This window comes from Streptomyces sp. NPDC005151, assembly GCF_053599875.1.
Genome location: NZ_JBSFYR010000063.1, coordinates 1 through 16,158, shown reverse-complemented (window position 1 = coordinate 16,158; position 16,158 = coordinate 1). Strand labels below are relative to the sequence as shown.

Below are 16,158 nucleotides of genomic sequence, written 5' to 3'. Positions count from 1 at the left end.
CCGCATGATGCCGGTCCACCCCGAACGGAGCACAAACGGGCAGTGAACTCCCGCTTCCGTTCATCCGATAGCCTCTGCCGACGTGCCGCCGGCCCGCATCCGGGCCGCACTGTCGCGCGCCGACCCTGTCAGCACCAAGGAGTGAGTTCGTCTGTCGACCGCCATCCTCACCGGTGCGCCGGTACCCGGATCGTCGCTCACGGACGATCTGAGGTCGCTGGGCTTCGACGTGCAGGCCGCCGCTGATGTCACCCAGGCCGCCGAGCTGCTCTCCGCGGCTCCCGCCGACGCCCGCGTCGCGCTCGTCGATCCCCGCTTCGTCGGACACGTCCACGCCCTCCGGCTCGGACTGACCGACCCCCGCTTCCCCGCCGCCGCCGTCCCCGGTGCGCTCACCGCACAGCCGGAGGCGCGCCCCGCGCTCGCCCGCGCCCTGCGCAGTGACACCGCGGCCATCGGTGCGGGCGTCCCCCTGGGGCCGGCCGGCGGCGCGGACACCGTGCCCGTCACCGACCGCACCGTGCCGGGCCGCCTCGCCGTCGCGCTGGAGGCCGAGGGCACCGCCGTGCAGCGCCCGGAGCTCGGCTCGCTCGTCGCGGCCGTCCCCGTCGACCAGGCCGCCCGGGCCACAGCCCAGTCCGCTGTGGCCGCGGTCGACGACGAGGCGGTACGGCTGCGCAGCGCCGTGAAGGCCCGCGACGGCTTCTTCACCACCTACTTCATCAGCCCGTACTCGCGCTACATCGCCCGCTGGTGCGCGCGCCGCGGCCTCACCCCGAACCAGGTCACCACCGCCTCCCTGCTCACCGCGCTGATCGCGGCGGGCTGCGCGGCGACCGGCAGCCGCGGCGGGTACATCGCCGCTGGACTGCTGCTGCTCCTCTCCTTCGTCCTGGACTGCACCGACGGGCAGCTTGCCCGCTACTCGCTGCAGTACTCGACGATGGGCGCCTGGCTGGACGCCACGTTCGACCGGGCCAAGGAGTACGCGTACTACGCGGGCCTCGCCCTCGGCGCGGCCCGCAACGGCGACGACGTATGGGCGCTCGCCCTCGGCGCGATGGTGCTGCAGACCTGCCGCCATGTCGTCGACTTCTCGTTCAACGAGGCCAACCACGACGCGGTCGCCAATTCGAGCCCGACGGCAGCCCTCTCCGACAAGCTCGACAGCGCCGGCTGGACGGTCTGGCTGCGCCGGATGATAGTGCTGCCGATCGGCGAACGCTGGGCGATGATCGCCGTGCTGACCGCGGTGACGACCCCGCGGATCGTCTTCTACGCTCTGCTGATCGGCTGCTCGGTCGCCGCCTGCTACACCACCGCCGGCCGCCTGCTGCGCTCGCTGACCCGCAAGGCGCAGCGCACCGACCGGGCCGCCCAGGCGCTCGCCGACCTCGCGGACTCCGGGCCGCTGGCCGGCCTCGTCGCGGCGAGGGGACCCCGCATCCGGGGCGGATGGGCCGCCCCGGTGGTGGCCCTCGTCGGTGCGGCCGCGCTGATCGGCGCCGCTCTGCTGCAGCCGTTCGGCAGCCGGCAGATGATCGTCGCCGCGGTGTTCTACGCGGTCTGCTCCGGCGTCGCCGTCGCCCGCCCCCTCAAGGGCGCACTCGACTGGCTCGTGTCCCCGATATTCCGGGTGGCGGAGTACTGCACGATCCTTGCTCTGGCCGCCCGCAGCGATGTCGACCAAGCCCTTCCTGCAGCTTTCGGGCTGATTTCGGCCGTCGCCTACCATCACTACGACACGGTGTACCGCATTCGCGGGGGCACCGGCGCGCCGCCCCGGTGGCTGGTGCGAACGATCGGTGGGCACGAGGGCCGGACCCTGGTGGTGGCCGTATTCGCCGCCGTACTCACTCAGCATTCAGGTTTCACCGTGGCACTCACCGCTCTCGCGGTGGCCGTGGCCGTGGTGGTGCTCGCCGAGTCCATCCGCTTCTGGGTGTCCTCCGGAGCACCTGCCGTTCACGACGAAGGAGAACCCGCATGATCGGCCTCGTACTCGCAGCCGGTGCAGGACGGCGTCTGCGCCCCTACACCGACACGCTTCCGAAGGCCCTCGTGCCGGTCGACGGCGAGAAGACCGTGCTCGACCTGACGCTCGCCAACTTCGCGGAGATCGGTCTCACCGAGGCCGCGATCGTCGTCGGCTACCGCAAGGAGGCCGTGTACGACCGCAAGGCCGAGCTGGAGGCGAAGTACGGCCTGACGCTCACCCTTGTCGACAACGACAAGGCCGAGGAGTGGAACAACGCCTACTCCCTGTGGTGTGCCCGTGAGGTCCTGAAGCGGGGCGTCATCCTCGCCAACGGCGACACCGTGCACCCGGTCTCCGTGGAGAAGACGCTCCTCGCCGCCCGCGGCAACGGACAGAAGATCATCCTCGCCCTCGACACGGTGAAGAACCTCGCCGACGAGGAGATGAAGGTCATCACCGACGGCGACAAGGGCGTCCAGCGGATCACCAAGCTGATGGACCCGGCCACGGCGACCGGCGAGTACATCGGCGTGACCCTGATCGAGCCCGAGGCCGCCGAGGAGCTCGCCGACGCCCTGAAGGCGACGTTCGAGCGCGACCCCGACCTCTACTACGAGGACGGTTACCAGGAGCTCGTCAACCGCGGCTTCACCGTCGACGTGGCCCCCATCGGCGAAGTGACGTGGGTCGAGATCGACAACCACGACGACCTCACGAAGGGCCGTGAGATCGCGTGCCAGTACTGACCCGGCTCATCCCGTCCCCGGTCGTCGTCGACATCCGCCGCGGCGCCCTGGACGACCTGGCCGGCCTCCTCGCGGACCAGCGGATCTCCGCCTCCGGGAAGCTCGCCGTCGCGATCAGCGGCGGCTCGGGCCGGGTCCTGCGCGAGCGGCTGTCCCCGGTGCTGCCGGGCGCCCACTGGTATCAGGTCGCCGACGGCACGATCGACTCCGCCGTGCGGCTCGCCGACGAGATCAAGGGCAACCGGTACGACGCCGTGGTCGGCCTCGGCGGCGGCAAGATCATCGACGTGGCGAAGTACGCCGCGGCGCGCGTCGGCATGCCGATGGTCGCGGTTGCGACGAACCTCTCGCACGACGGTCTCTGCTCGCCCGTGGCGACCCTGGACAACGACAACGGGCGGGGCTCGTACGGGGTCCCCACCCCGATCGCCGTCGTCATCGATCTCGACATCATCCGCGAGGCGCCCGCCCGCTTCGTCCGCTCCGGCATCGGCGATGCGGTCTCCAACATCTCCTGCGTGGCCGACTGGGAGCTCGCCCACGACGTCAAGGGCGAGGAGATCGACGGGCTGGCGGCCGCCATGGCCCGGCAGGCGGGTGAGGCCGTGCTGCGCCACCCCGGCGGGGTCGGCGACGACGCCTTCCTGAAGGTACTGGCCGAGGGCCTGGTGCTCACCGGCATCTCCATGTCGGTCGCCGGGGATTCCCGGCCGGCCTCGGGCGCCTGCCACGAGATCAACCACGCCTTCGACCTGCTGTACCCCAAGCGCGCTGCCAGCCACGGCGAGCAGGTCGGCCTCGGTGCCTGCTTCGCCATGTATCTGCGAGGCGCGCGCGAGGAGTCGCTGCTCATGGTGACCACCCTGCGCCGGCACGGGCTGCCGGTCCTGCCCGAAGACATCGGCTTCACCGCCGACGAGTTCGTCCAGGCCGTCGACTACGCCCCGCAGACACGTCCGGGACGCTTCACGATCCTCGAACACCTCAACCTGTCCACCGACCAGATCAGGGACGCGTACGCCGACTATGCCAAGACCATCAGTAGCTGAACTCCGTCCGGTCGTTCACCCGGAAGGTGTGAAGGACCGGCGCAGCGGTGAACACTGGGCCGGGCGCATGTACATGCGGGAGATCTCGCTGCACATAGACCGGTACCTGGTGAACACCAAGATCACGCCGAACCAACTGACCTACCTGATGACGGTCTGCGGCGTCCTCGCTGCCCCGGCCCTGCTGGTGCCCGGGATCACGGGCGCCGTCCTCGGGGTGGTGATGGTCCAGCTCTATCTGCTGCTCGACTGCATCGACGGCGAGATCGCCCGTTGGAAGAAGCAGTTCTCGCTCGGCGGCGTCTACCTGGACCGCGTCGGCGCCTACCTCTGCGACGCCGCGGTGCTGGTCGGCTTCGGCCTGCGCGCGGCTGATCTGTGGGGCTCCGGACGGATCGACTGGCTGTGGGCCTTCCTCGGCACCCTCGCCGCCCTCGGCGCTGTCCTGATCAAGGCCGAGACCGACCTCGTCGGCGTCGCCCGTCACCAGGGCGGACTGCCGCCCGTCAAGGAGGCGGCGTCGGAGCCGCGCTCATCCGGTCTGGCGCTGGCCCGCAAGGCCGCCGCGGCGCTGAAGTTCCACCGCCTGGTGCTCGGGATCGAGGCATCCCTGCTGATCCTGGTCCTGGCGGTCCTGGACGCGGTCAGGGGCGACCTGTTCTTCTCCCGGCTCGGCGTCGCCGTGCTGGCCGGTATCGCCCTCGTACAGACGCTGCTGCACCTCGTGTCGGTCCTGGCATCGAGCAGGCTGAAGTGAGCACCCCCATGAAGCTCGGCGCGGTCATCATCACGATGGGCAACCGTCCTGACGAGCTGCGCGCCCTCCTCGATTCGGTCGCCAAGCAGGACGGCGACCGGATCGAGGTGGTGGTCGTAGGCAACGGCGCCCCGGTCCCGGACGTCCCCGCGGGTGTACGGACCGTCGAGCTCCCCGAGAACCTCGGCATCCCCGGCGGCCGCAACGTCGGCATCGAGGCGTTCGGCCCGTCCGGCGCCGACGTCGACGCGCTGTTCTTCCTCGACGACGACGGACTGCTGCCGCTGACCGACACCGCCGAGCTGTGCCGGCAGGCGTTCGAGCAGGACCCGAAGCTGGGGATCATCAGCTTCCGGATCGCCGATCCGGACACCGGCGTGACCCAGCGCCGCCACGTGCCACGGCTGCGCGCCGCCGACCCGATGCGCTCGTCGCGGGTGACGACCTTCCTGGGCGGCGCCAACGCCGTCCGTACCCAGGTCCTCGCCGAGGTCGGCGGGCTGCCGGGCGACTTCTTCTACGCGCACGAGGAGACGGATCTCGCCTGGCGGGCACTGGACGCCGGCTGGATGATCGACTACCGCGCCGACATGGTCCTCAACCACCCGACCACCGCGCCGTCCCGGCACGCGGTCTACCACCGCATGGTGGCCAGGAACCGGGTCTGGCTGGCGCGCCGCAATCTGCCCGCGCCTCTGGTCCCCGTCTACCTCGGCGTCTGGCTGCTGCTGACGCTGCTCCGCAAGCCCTCGGGCCCCGCGCTGAAGGCATGGTTCGGCGGCTTCCGGGAAGGCTGGACCAAGCCCTGCGGACCACGCCGTCCGATGAAGTGGCGCACGGTAGGGCGGCTGACCAGACTCGGCCGACCTCCCGTGATCTGAGAAGCTCTCCTCTGAGAGCATGAGGCGTATTTTTTTCTTACGGGACCTGTCCGCCTGAACCGCGACCGCGACTGGCTGCGCATCTTGAATACGAGAGTTTCATCTGGTGAGTGATACAACCCATGACGGTGCGGTCGCGCTGAGCACCCCGCCATCCGCCGACGACGGCCTGAGCGCCGCCGCACTGGCAGGCAAGTACGGCCTGACGGTGAGCGGCGCCCGGCCCGGGCTGTCCGAGTACGTCCAGCAGCTCTGGGGCCGCCGCCACTTCATCATGGCGTTCTCCCGGGCCAAGCTGACTGCCCAGTACAGCCAGGCCAAGCTCGGCCAGCTGTGGCAGGTGGCCACGCCGCTGCTCAACGCCCTGGTCTACTACTTGATCTTCGGGCTGATCCTGGGCACCAGGAGGGGCATGACCCAGGAGGTCTTCATCCCCTTCCTGGTGACCGGTGTCTTCGTCTTCACCTTCACGCAGAGCTCGGTGATGGCGGGTGTGCGGGCGATCTCCGGCAACCTCGGCCTGGTGCGCGCACTCCACTTCCCGCGTGCCTCGCTGCCCGTCTCGTTCTCGCTGCAGCAGCTCCAGCACCTGCTGTACTCGATGATCGTGCTGGTGATCGTGGCCGTCGGCTTCGGCAGCTACCCGTCGCTGTCCTGGCTGCTGATCGTTCCCGCGCTGGTCATGCAGTTCGTCTTCAACACCGGCCTGGCCCTGATCATGGCCAGGCTCGGCAGCAAGACCCCCGACCTCGCCCAGCTGATGCCGTTCATCATGCGCACCTGGATGTACGCGTCCGGTGTCATGTTCTCCATTCCGGTCATGCTCAAGGACAAGCCGGAGTGGATCGCGAGCGTGCTGCAGTACAACCCGGCGGCGATCTACATGGACCTGGTCCGCTTCGCGCTGATCGACGGCTACGGCTCCGAGAACCTGCCGCCGCACGTCTGGATCGTCGGGCTCGCCTGGTCGGTCTTCATCGGTCTCGCGGGCTTTGTGTACTTCTGGAAGGCAGAGGAACGGTACGGCCGTGGCTGACGACAACACTTCGGGGCGCATCCCCACCGTCATCGCCGACGATGTGCACATCGTGTACCGGGTCAACGGCGCCGGCGGAGGCAAGGGCAGTGCCACCGCGGCGCTGAGCCGGATACTGCGCCGCGGCGAGGGCGGGGCGCGCGGAGTCCGGAAGGTGCACGCCGTACGGGGTGTCTCCTTCACCGCCTACCGGGGCGAGGCCATCGGTCTCATCGGCACCAATGGCTCCGGCAAGTCGACCCTGCTGCGGGCCATCGCGGGTCTGCTGCCGACCGAGCACGGCAAGGTGTACACGGACGGACAGCCGTCGCTGCTCGGTGTGAACGCGGCGCTGATGAGCGATCTGACCGGCGAGCGGAACGTGGTGCTCGGCGGGCTCGCGATGGGCATGACGCGCGAGGAGATCCGCGAGCGCTACGAGGGGATCGTCGACTTCTCGGGCATCAACGAGAAGGGCGACTTCATCACCCTCCCGATGCGGACGTACTCCTCCGGTATGGCCGCCCGGCTCCGGTTCTCCATCGCCGCCGCCAAGAACCACGACGTTCTCATGATCGACGAGGCGCTGGCCACCGGTGACCGCAAGTTCCAGATCCGCTCCGAGAAGCGCATTCGCGAGCTGCGCAAGGAGGCGGGCACGGTCTTCCTGGTCAGCCACAGCAACAAGTCCATCAGGGACACCTGCGACCGGGTGCTCTGGCTGGAAAAGGGCGAGCTGCTGATGGACGGCCCGACCGACGAGGTCCTCAAGGCGTACGAGCGGGAGACCGGAAAGTAGGCCCTCCGCCGCCTCCCTCACCGCAGCGGGCTCCGCCGGAGTGCTCCGGCGGAGCCCGCTGCGGTGTCCGGATCGTGGACACCCGGCGGGCGTGCACCGGGCTCTGCGCCACGCCAGGGGCGATCTCCTCCCGCCGGATGACGTCAATTTCCTTGCGCACGGGGAAGGTTGGCGGGAAGGGCGGTGTTGTTGCAGTGCGCACGGCACCCGGGCGTATGGCTGAGCCTTGTACAACGTAAGCTGTACCGGTGCTGATTCGTAGCAAGTGGGGCGATACCGCCTGGGAGTACCGAGCCTAGACGGTCCTCCGCACTCGGGGGAGCGGGCGGCGTGTCCGGAATGGGATGTTTTGGGTCGGCAGTGTAGAACGGGAGATGTGACGGCAATGACGGAAAATCTCCAGCTCCGAGGTGTATATGCCGTCCCCGCGCCGGGCGGTCCGTGGTGACTCGTACCCGGCAGGTGCGCCATAACGCCGCCGTGCCCGCCACGCTCGACAAGGCCGCGGACGAGAACTTTCCTGTGGCCCCGTTCTTTCTGCCGCGCGCGTGGCGTAACGATCTGATGGCCGTGTACGGATACGCCCGCCTCGTCGACGACATCGGCGACGGCGACCTCGCCCCGGGCGGCGCCGACGCCCGCCACCTCGGACTCGACCCGGCGCAGACCGATGACCGGCTCGCGATGCTCGACGCCTTCGAGGCCGATCTGCACCGCGTCTTCGACCCCGCGGGCGACGGCCCGCGCCACCCGCTGCTCCGTGCACTGCGCCCCACCGTGCGGCGCTGCTCGCTCACCCCCGAACCGTTCCTCGGGCTCATCGAGGCGAACCGGCAGGACCAGAAGGTCCGGCGGTACGGGACGTACGAGGAGCTGCTCGCCTACTGCGAGCTCTCCGCCAATCCCGTCGGCCGGCTGGTCCTCCAGATCACCGGGACCGCGAGCCCCGAGCGGATCCGCCGCTCCGACGCCGTCTGCACCGCCCTGCAGATCGTCGAGCACCTCCAGGACGTCACCGAGGACCTCGGCCGCGACCGGATCTATCTGCCGGCCGAGGACATGGCCCGGTTCCATGTCACCGAGGCCGACCTGGCAACCCTCCCCGGGGGCGCATCGGTGCGCGCACTGATTGCATACGAAGCAGAACGCGCCCGGAACCTGCTGAATGAAGGCACCCCCCTGGTGGGTAGCGTCCAGGGCAGGCTCAAGCTGCTTCTCGCCGGATTTGTGGGAGGGGGGCGTGCCGCCCTCACCGCGATCGCGGCCGCCGGGTTCGACGTACTGCCCGGACCGCCCAAGCCCGCCAAGCCCAGCCTGCTGCGCGAGGTGGGAGTTGTCTTGCGACGAGCGCGTAGAGAGGGGTGAGCCGGACCGTGGAGGGACAGACGACGTACATGTCGGCGCCGGTACAGGCCGCATACAGTTACTGCGAGGCCGTCACCGGACAGCAGGCGCGTAACTTCGCGTACGGAATCAGGCTGCTGCCTGCCGAGAAGCGGCAGGCCATGTCGGCGTTGTACGCCTTCTCCCGCCGGGTCGACGACATCGGCGACGGAGAGCTGGACCGGGAGACCAAGCGGACCCGGCTGGAGGGCACCCGCACGCTCCTGGACCGGATCCGGGACGGCGTGGTCGACGAGGACGACACCGACCCGGTGGCTGTCGCGCTCGCCGACGCCGCGCGCCGGTTTCCGCTGCCGCTCGGTGGGCTCGACGAGCTGATCGACGGCGTGCTGATGGACGTGCGCGGCGCGACGTACGAGACGTGGGACGACCTCAAGGCCTACTGCCGGTGTGTCGCCGGAGCCATCGGGCGGCTCAGCCTGGGTGTCTTCGGGACGGAACCGGGTGCGCGCGGTGCGGACCGGGCCGCGGAGTACGCCGACACGCTCGGCCTCGCCCTGCAGCTCACCAACATCCTCCGCGACGTCCGCGAGGACGCGGGCAACGGGCGTACGTATCTGCCGTCCGACGACCTCGCCAAGTTCGGCTGTTCCGCCGGTTTCCACCGGGCCACACCGCTGCCGGGCTCCGACTTCGCGGGCCTGGTCCACTTCGAGGTCCGGCGCGCCCGCGCCCTCTTCGCCGAGGGCTACCGGCTGCTGCCGATGCTGGACCGCCGCAGCGGCGCCTGCGTCGCCGCCATGGCCGGTATCTACCGGCGGCTGCTCGACCGGATCGAGCGCGACCCCGAGGCGGTGCTGCGCGGCCGGGTCTCGCTGCCGGGCCATGAGAAGGCGTACGTCGCGGTGCGTGGTCTGTCGGGTCTGGACGCGCGGTACATTTCGCGCCGGACGGCCCGGGGGCGTGTCTGATGCGTATCGCGGACAACTTGCGCACCATGCGCATCACGGACAGTCGATCTCTTCGGCGGGCAACCCTCCGACGGGGTGACGCGTCCCTGACTGAAACGACGTGCCTGACCGACATGACCAGCCCGGCCGGTTCGACCCGGCGGAAACGGAGGGAGGACGCATGACCGACGAGGCCCTGCGCTCCTCCCGCGCCGTCGTGATCGGCGGCGGACTCGCCGGCATCACCGCGGCCCTCCGTCTCGCCGACACCGGGCTTGACGTGACCCTGCTCGAAGGACGGCCCCGGCTCGGCGGACTCGCCTTCTCCTTCCGTCGCGGCGAACTGACGGTCGACAACGGACAGCATGTTTATCTGCGCTGCTGCACCGCCTACCGCTGGTTCCTGGACCGGGTCGACGGTGCCCGTCTGGCACCCCTGCAAAACCGTTTGGACGTGCCCGTTCTCGATGTCGGACGCCCCTCGGGGCCCCGGCTCGGACGACTGCGCCGCAATGCGCTACCCGTCCCGTTCCACCTCGCCGCCGGACTCGCCGGCTATCCGCACCTCTCGCTCGCCGAACGGGCGTCCGTCGGGCGCGCCGCGCTGGCGCTCGGCCGCCTCGACCCGGACGACCCGGCGCTCGACACCATCGACTTCGGCAGCTGGCTGGCCCGGCACGGACAGTCTCCGCGCACCATCGAGGCCCTCTGGGACCTGGTCGGCGTCGCCACCCTCAACGCCACCGCACCGAACTCCTCGCTGGCCCTCGCCGCGAAGGTCTTCAAGACCGGACTTCTCTCCGAGCCCGGCGCCGCCGACATCGGCTGGGCGAGCGTGCCGCTCGGCGAGGTCCACGACACGCTGGCCCGCAAGGCGCTCGACTCCGCAGGCGTACGGACCGAGCTGCGCACCAAGGCCGACAGCCTCTCCCGTACCGACGACGGACGCTGGATTGTCGACACGGGGGCCGAACGGATCGAGGCGGACACCGTCGTCCTCGCCGTCCCGCAGCGCGAGACCCACGGCCTGCTGCCCGAGGGCGCACTCGACGCGCCGGACAGGCTGCTCGACATCGGCACCTCGCCGATCCTCAATGTGCACGTCGTCTACGACCGCAAGGTGCTGCGCCGCCCGTTCTTCGCCGCACTCGGCTCCCCGGTCCAGTGGGTCTTCGACCGTACGGACGCCTCCGGGCTCACCGGGCCCGGACAGTACCTCGCGATCTCCCAGTCCGCGGCCGACGACGAGATCGACCTGCCCGTCGGCGAACTGCGCAGCCGCTACCTGCCCGAACTGGAGCGGCTGCTTCCCGCCGCCCGCGGAGCCGGCATCAGGGACTTCTTCGTCACCCGGGAGCGGACAGCGACCTTTGCCCCCGCCCCCGGCGTCGGCCGGCTGCGCCCCGGAACCCGCACTCGTATGCCCGGCCTCCATCTGGCCGGAGCATGGACGGCCACGGGCTGGCCCGCGACGATGGAGGGCGCTGTCCGCAGCGGGTTCAGCGCTGCCGGCGCCGCGCTCTCCTCGCTCGGCCGCACCCATGAACATCCGCTGCAGGAGGCGGCATGAGCAGTACCACCGGAACAAGAGGAGAGTCAGTGACCCCGGCGAATCCGGCTTTCGACACCGTGGCAGACACCGCGGACGTCACCGCGCTTCTGGAGCGCGGACGGGCCATGTCCGCTCCGGTGCTCCGGGCCGCCGTTGACCGGCTCGCACCGCCCATGGACACCGTCGCCGCCTACCACTTCGGCTGGATCGACGCTCAGGGCCGCCCCGCCGACGGCGACGGCGGCAAGGCCGTCCGCCCCGCGCTCGCCCTGCTGTCCGCGGAGGCGGCGGGCGCCGCCGCCGAGGCCGGCATCCCAGGCGCCGTCGCCGTCGAACTCGTGCACAACTTCTCGCTGCTGCACGACGACCTGATGGACGGCGACGAGCAGCGCCGTCACCGCGACACCGTGTGGAAGGTGCACGGCCCCGCCCAGGCGATCCTGGTCGGCGACGCTCTCTTCGCGCTGGCCAACGAGATCCTGCTGGAGCTCGGCACGGTCGAGGCGGGCCGCGCGGCCCGCCGGTTGACCACCGCCAGCCGCAAGCTCATCGACGGGCAGGCCCAGGACATCTCCTACGAGCACCGCGAGCGGGTCACCGTCGAGGAGTGCCTGGAGATGGAGGGCAACAAGACGGGTGCCCTGCTTGCCTGCGCCGTGTCCATCGGCGCGGTGCTCGGCGGCGCCGACGACCGCACCGCCGACACTCTGGAGGCCTACGGCTACCACCTCGGCCTCGCCTTCCAGGCCGTCGACGATCTGCTCGGTATCTGGGGCGACCCGGAGTCCACCGGCAAGCAGACCTGGAGCGATCTGCGTCAGCGCAAGAAGTCCCTGCCGGTCGTCGCCGCGCTCGCCGCGGGCGGACCGGCCTCGGAGCGCCTCGGCGAACTGCTCGCCGCGGACGCCAAGAGCAGCGACTTCGACAGTTTCTCCGAGGAGGAGTTCGCCGCCCGGGCGGCGCTCATCGAGGAGGCGGGCGGCCGAGAGTGGACCGCCCAGGAGGCCCGTCGGCAGCATGCGGTCGCCATCGAGGCGCTGCACGCTGTCGCCATGCCGGAAACCGTGCGGGCGCAGCTCACGGGGCTCGCGGACTTCGTCGTCGTACGAAAGAGATGATCACCATCCGCATATGACTCGCAGTCGCCGGCCGGTGCCCGTACCGGGCGCCGGCCGACGGAGACCCCAGCACAGCAGAGGACCAACTGCACGAAGGGGAAGCCATGACAGCGACGACCGACGGAAGCACCGGGGCTGTGAACCCCCGCGCAGCCTCGGCCAGCGAACCGACCGAATCAACCACCGCCGCGGACGATGTGCTCGCCGCCGCGCGGCGGGCCGCGGAACGCTCGGTGGAGCATCTCCTCGGCAGGCAGGACGCCCAGGGCTGGTGGAAGGGCGACCTCGCCACCAACGTCACGATGGACGCCGAGGACCTGCTGCTCCGTCAGTTCCTCGGCATTCAGGACCCGGCCACCGTCGAGGCGGCCGGACTTTTCATCCGTGGCGAGCAGCTCGTCGACGGCACCTGGGCCACCTTCTACGGCGGCCCGGGAGACCTCTCCGCCACCATTGAGGCCTACGTCGCGCTGCGGCTGGCCGGAGACCGGCCGGACGAGCCGCACATGGCCCGCGCCTCCGGGTGGATCCGGGAACAGGGCGGCATCGCGGAGAGCCGCGTCTTCACCCGCATCTGGCTGGCCCTCTTCGGCTGGTGGAAGTGGGACGACCTGCCGGAAATCCCACCGGAGCTGATGTTCCTCCCGAAGTGGGTCCCGCTCAACATCTACGACTTCGGCTGCTGGGCCCGGCAGACCATTGTGCCGCTGACCGTCGTATCGGCGAAGCGGCCGGTACGCCCCGCGCCCTTCGCACTCGACGAACTGCACACCGACCCGCTCGCCCCGAACCCGCCCAAGCGCCCCGCCCCGGCGGCCAGCTGGGACGGCGTCTTCCAGCGCCTCGACAAGGCGCTGCACGTCTACCACAGGGTGGCCCCGCGCCGGCTGCGCCGGATCGCCATGAACGCGGCGGCCCGCTGGATCATCGAACGCCAGGAGAACGACGGCTGCTGGGGCGGCATCCAGCCGCCCGCCGTGTACTCCGTCATCGCCCTGCACCTCCTCGGCTATGACCTCGACCACCCGGTGATGCGAGCCGGCCTGGATTCGCTGAACCGGTTCGCCGTCTGGCGCGAGGACGGCGCCCGCATGATCGAGGCCTGCCAGTCGCCGGTCTGGGACACCTGTCTCGCCACCATCGCGCTCGCCGATGCCGGAGTCAGCCCCGACCATCCCGCGCTCGTGAAAGCGGCGGACTGGATGCTCGGCGAGGAGATCGTCAGGCCCGGCGACTGGTCCGTGCGCCGACCTCAACTGGACCCAGGCGGATGGGCGTTCGAGTTCCACAACGACAACTACCCGGACATCGACGACACCGCCGAGGTGGTCCTCGCGCTGCGCCGGGTCCGGCACCCCAACCCGGCCAGTATCGAGGCCGCCATCGAACGCGGGGTGCGTTGGAACCTCGGCATGCAGTCCTGCAACGGCGCCTGGGGCGCATTCGACGCCGACAACACCAGCCCGTTCCCCAACCGGCTGCCGTTCTGCGACTTCGGAGAGGTCATCGACCCGCCGTCCGCCGATGTCACCGGACACGTGGTGGAGATGCTCGCCATGGAGGGGCGGTCCGACCACCCCGCCGCCCGGCGCGGCATCGAGTGGCTGCTCGCCGAACAGGAGGCGAGCGGTGCCTGGTTCGGTCGCTGGGGCGTCAACTACGTCTACGGAACAGGGTCGGTGGTGCCCGCCCTGATCGCTGCCGGGCTGCCCGCCGCCCATCCGGCGATCCGCCGGGCGGTCGGCTGGCTGGAGTCCGTGCAGAACGACGACGGCGGCTGGGGCGAGGACCTGCGCTCGTACCGGGAGGAGAAGTGGATCGGGCACGGCTCGTCCACTGCCTCCCAGACCGCGTGGGCCCTCCTCGCCCTCCTCGCCGCCGACCGGCGCGACAGCACGGCGGTGGGCCGCGGCATCGCCTGGCTGACCGAGAACCAGCAGGCCGACGGGTCCTGGGACGAGCCGTACTTCACCGGCACCGGGTTCCCCTGGGACTTCTCCATCAACTACCACCTCTACCGCCAGGTCTTCCCTCTCACCGCGCTCGGGCGGTACGTGTACGGTGACCCGTTCGCCGCCCGCACGGCCACCCGCGAGGGGGCCTGATGGGCGATACCCCGGGGCCGCCCGGCCCCGCAGCGCCTCTGCTGATCGCCTGTGCGCTCGGTATCGAGCAACTCGCCCTGCGCAGTGGCAGAGGAAGGGCCGGCGAGGCCCCGGGCCCGGTGACCGTGCTCCGTACGGGCATGGGCCCGAAAGCCGCCGAGACGGTCGTGGAACGCGCGCTCGCCCAGGACCGGGCGCACGGCTCCGCGGTCATCGCCTCCGGGTTCTGTGCCGGGCTCGCACCCGGCATGCACCCCGGGGACCTGGTGGTCGCCGACGAGACCCGGGACACCGGGAACTCGACGGCCTGTACCGGTGCGGGTCTGCTCGCCGAGGCCCTCGCCAGGGCGGTGCCGGGCCGCACCGTCCACACCGGTCCGCTCATCGGTTCCCGCCATGTCGTACGCGGACATGAGCGGGCCGAGCTGCGGGCGACCGGGGCAATCGCGGTGGACATGGAGTCCGCCGCCACTCTTCGCACTGCCCTGCACACCGGGCCGCGCCCGGTTGCGGCTGTACGGGTGGTCGTGGACGCCCCAGAGCATGAGCTCGTCCGCATCGGCACGGTACGCGGTGGAATATCAGCCTTCCGTGTTCTTCGTGCCGTCCTGCCGGCTTTCTATGAATGGCACCGATCTTTGCTGCTCCCCAGGAGGTGAGCTAGATGGCCATGCCGCTCCGTCAGACCATCAAGGTTGCGACGTACCTCATTGAACAAAAGCTCCGCAAGCGGGAAAAGTTCCCGCTGATTGTCGAGCTGGAGCCTTTGTTCGCCTGCAATCTGGCGTGCGAGGGCTGCGGAAAGATCCAGCATCCGGCCGGGGTCCTGAAGCAGCGCATGCCGGTGGCCCAGGCCGTCGGCGCGGTGCTGGAATCGGGTGCCCCGATGGTTTCCATCGCGGGGGGCGAACCCCTGATGCACCCTCAGATCGACGAAATCGTGCGGCAACTGGTCGCACGGAGGAAGTACGTCTTCCTCTGCACCAACGCGATGCTGCTCCGCAAGAAGATCGAGAAATTCACCCCCTCGCCGTATTTCGCCTTCGCCGTGCACATCGACGGCCTGCGCGAGCGGCACGACGAATCGGTCGCCAAGGAAGGCGTGTTCGACGAGGCGGTGGCGGCGATCAAGGAGGCCAAGCGGCGCGGCTTCCGGGTCACCACGAACTCCACGTTCTTCAACACCGACACCCCGCAGACCATCATCGAGGTCCTCAACTACCTCAATGACGATCTGAAGGTCGACGAGATGATGATCTCGCCCGCCTACGCGTACGAGAAGGCGCCCGACCAGGAGCACTTCCTCGGCGTCGAGCAGACCCGCGAGCTCTTCAAGAAGTCCTTCGCGGGCGGCAACCGGGCCCGCTGGCGGCTGAACCACTCGCCGCTCTTCCTGGACTTCCTGGAGGGCAAGGCGGACTTCCCGTGCACGGCCTGGGCGATCCCCAACTACTCGCTCTTCGGCTGGCAGCGACCGTGCTATCTGATGAGCGACGGGTACGTCCCGACGTACCGGGAACTCATCGAGGAGACCGACTGGGACAAGTACGGCCGCGGCAAGGACCCACGCTGCGCCAACTGCATGGCGCACTGCGGCTACGAGCCGACCGCCGTCCTGGCCACGATGGGGTCGCTGAAGGAATCCCTGCGCGCCGCGCGGGAAACCGTCTCCGGGAACCGGTGACGTCATGACCGCTGGAGAACCAGTCGCACTGGGTCTCCCCGAGCTGCCGGCCCGGCCGCTCGCGATGCGCCGCCCCTCGCGGCGCATCCAGGTCGGGTCGGTGGCGGTCGGTGGGGATGCGCCGGTGTCGGTGCAGTCGATGACCACGACCCGTACGTCGGACATCGGTGCGACGTTGCA

Annotated in this window: 15 protein-coding genes; all 15 read left to right on the top strand. The window is 70.1% G+C overall.

Annotation, left to right across the window (positions count from 1 at the left end):
- Nucleotides 1-229 precede the first annotated feature (229 nt).
- A complete protein-coding gene (locus tag ACWD6R_RS27670) occupies nt 230-1,990 on the top strand; it encodes a DUF5941 domain-containing protein (protein WP_451821189.1) in 1,761 nt (586 codons plus the stop codon).
- Nucleotides 1,987-2,724 carry a phosphocholine cytidylyltransferase family protein gene (locus tag ACWD6R_RS27665; RefSeq protein ID WP_451821188.1) on the top strand — a complete coding sequence of 246 codons (738 nt, stop codon included), beginning with the start codon at nt 1,987-1,989 and terminating at the stop codon, nt 2,722-2,724. Before ACWD6R_RS27670 ends, ACWD6R_RS27665 begins: the two co-directional genes overlap by 4 nt.
- Nucleotides 2,712-3,773: an iron-containing alcohol dehydrogenase family protein gene (locus ACWD6R_RS27660; RefSeq protein WP_451821187.1), complete on the top strand. Its 1,062-nt coding sequence runs from the start codon at nt 2,712-2,714 to the stop codon at nt 3,771-3,773. Before ACWD6R_RS27665 ends, ACWD6R_RS27660 begins: the two co-directional genes overlap by 13 nt.
- The gene (locus ACWD6R_RS27655; protein ID WP_393308393.1) at nt 3,751-4,530 is read left to right on the top strand and encodes a CDP-alcohol phosphatidyltransferase family protein; all 780 of its coding nucleotides are present in this window, start codon (nt 3,751-3,753) and stop codon (nt 4,528-4,530) included. The genes ACWD6R_RS27660 and ACWD6R_RS27655 overlap by 23 nt, the downstream gene beginning before the upstream one ends.
- Nucleotides 4,527-5,411, top strand: coding sequence for a glycosyltransferase family 2 protein (locus ACWD6R_RS27650; RefSeq protein WP_451821186.1), 885 nt, complete (start codon nt 4,527-4,529; stop codon nt 5,409-5,411). Before ACWD6R_RS27655 ends, ACWD6R_RS27650 begins: the two co-directional genes overlap by 4 nt.
- Nucleotides 5,412-5,517: 106 nt before the next feature.
- Nucleotides 5,518-6,447: an ABC transporter permease gene (locus ACWD6R_RS27645; RefSeq protein ID WP_451821185.1), complete on the top strand. Its 930-nt coding sequence runs from the start codon at nt 5,518-5,520 to the stop codon at nt 6,445-6,447.
- Nucleotides 6,440-7,225, top strand: a complete 786-nt coding sequence (locus ACWD6R_RS27640) for an ABC transporter ATP-binding protein (protein WP_451821184.1) — start codon at nt 6,440-6,442, stop codon at nt 7,223-7,225. The genes ACWD6R_RS27645 and ACWD6R_RS27640 overlap by 8 nt, the downstream gene beginning before the upstream one ends.
- Before the next feature lie 444 nt (nt 7,226-7,669).
- Nucleotides 7,670-8,590 (top strand): squalene synthase HpnC, encoded by a 921-nt coding sequence (gene hpnC / locus ACWD6R_RS27635; RefSeq protein ID WP_451821211.1) that lies wholly within the window; start codon nt 7,670-7,672, stop codon nt 8,588-8,590.
- A 29-nt stretch (nt 8,591-8,619) separates the two neighbouring features.
- Entirely contained in the window at nt 8,620-9,540 is a 921-nt protein-coding gene (gene hpnD, locus ACWD6R_RS27630; RefSeq protein WP_451821210.1) for a presqualene diphosphate synthase HpnD, read from the top strand.
- Between the two features lie 160 nt (nt 9,541-9,700).
- Nucleotides 9,701-11,089, top strand: a complete 1,389-nt coding sequence (hpnE, locus tag ACWD6R_RS27625; RefSeq protein WP_451821183.1) for a hydroxysqualene dehydroxylase HpnE — start codon at nt 9,701-9,703, stop codon at nt 11,087-11,089.
- The gene (locus ACWD6R_RS27620) at nt 11,086-12,189 is read left to right on the top strand and encodes a polyprenyl synthetase family protein (RefSeq protein ID WP_451821182.1); all 1,104 of its coding nucleotides are present in this window, start codon (nt 11,086-11,088) and stop codon (nt 12,187-12,189) included. Before hpnE ends, ACWD6R_RS27620 begins: the two co-directional genes overlap by 4 nt.
- 104 nt (nt 12,190-12,293) lie before the next feature.
- Complete coding sequence (shc, locus tag ACWD6R_RS27615) at nt 12,294-14,294, top strand: squalene--hopene cyclase (RefSeq protein WP_451821181.1); 2,001 nt, start codon at nt 12,294-12,296, stop codon at nt 14,292-14,294.
- The gene (locus tag ACWD6R_RS27610) at nt 14,294-14,953 is read left to right on the top strand and encodes a phosphorylase family protein (protein ID WP_451821180.1); all 660 of its coding nucleotides are present in this window, start codon (nt 14,294-14,296) and stop codon (nt 14,951-14,953) included. Before shc ends, ACWD6R_RS27610 begins: the two co-directional genes overlap by 1 nt.
- A 5-nt stretch (nt 14,954-14,958) precedes the next feature.
- Nucleotides 14,959-15,978, top strand: a complete 1,020-nt coding sequence (gene hpnH, locus ACWD6R_RS27605; RefSeq protein ID WP_037698782.1) for an adenosyl-hopene transferase HpnH — start codon at nt 14,959-14,961, stop codon at nt 15,976-15,978.
- A 4-nt stretch (nt 15,979-15,982) separates the two neighbouring features.
- On the top strand, nt 15,983-16,158 hold a 176-nt coding region (locus tag ACWD6R_RS27600), incomplete at its 3' end, for a flavodoxin-dependent (E)-4-hydroxy-3-methylbut-2-enyl-diphosphate synthase (protein WP_383771569.1).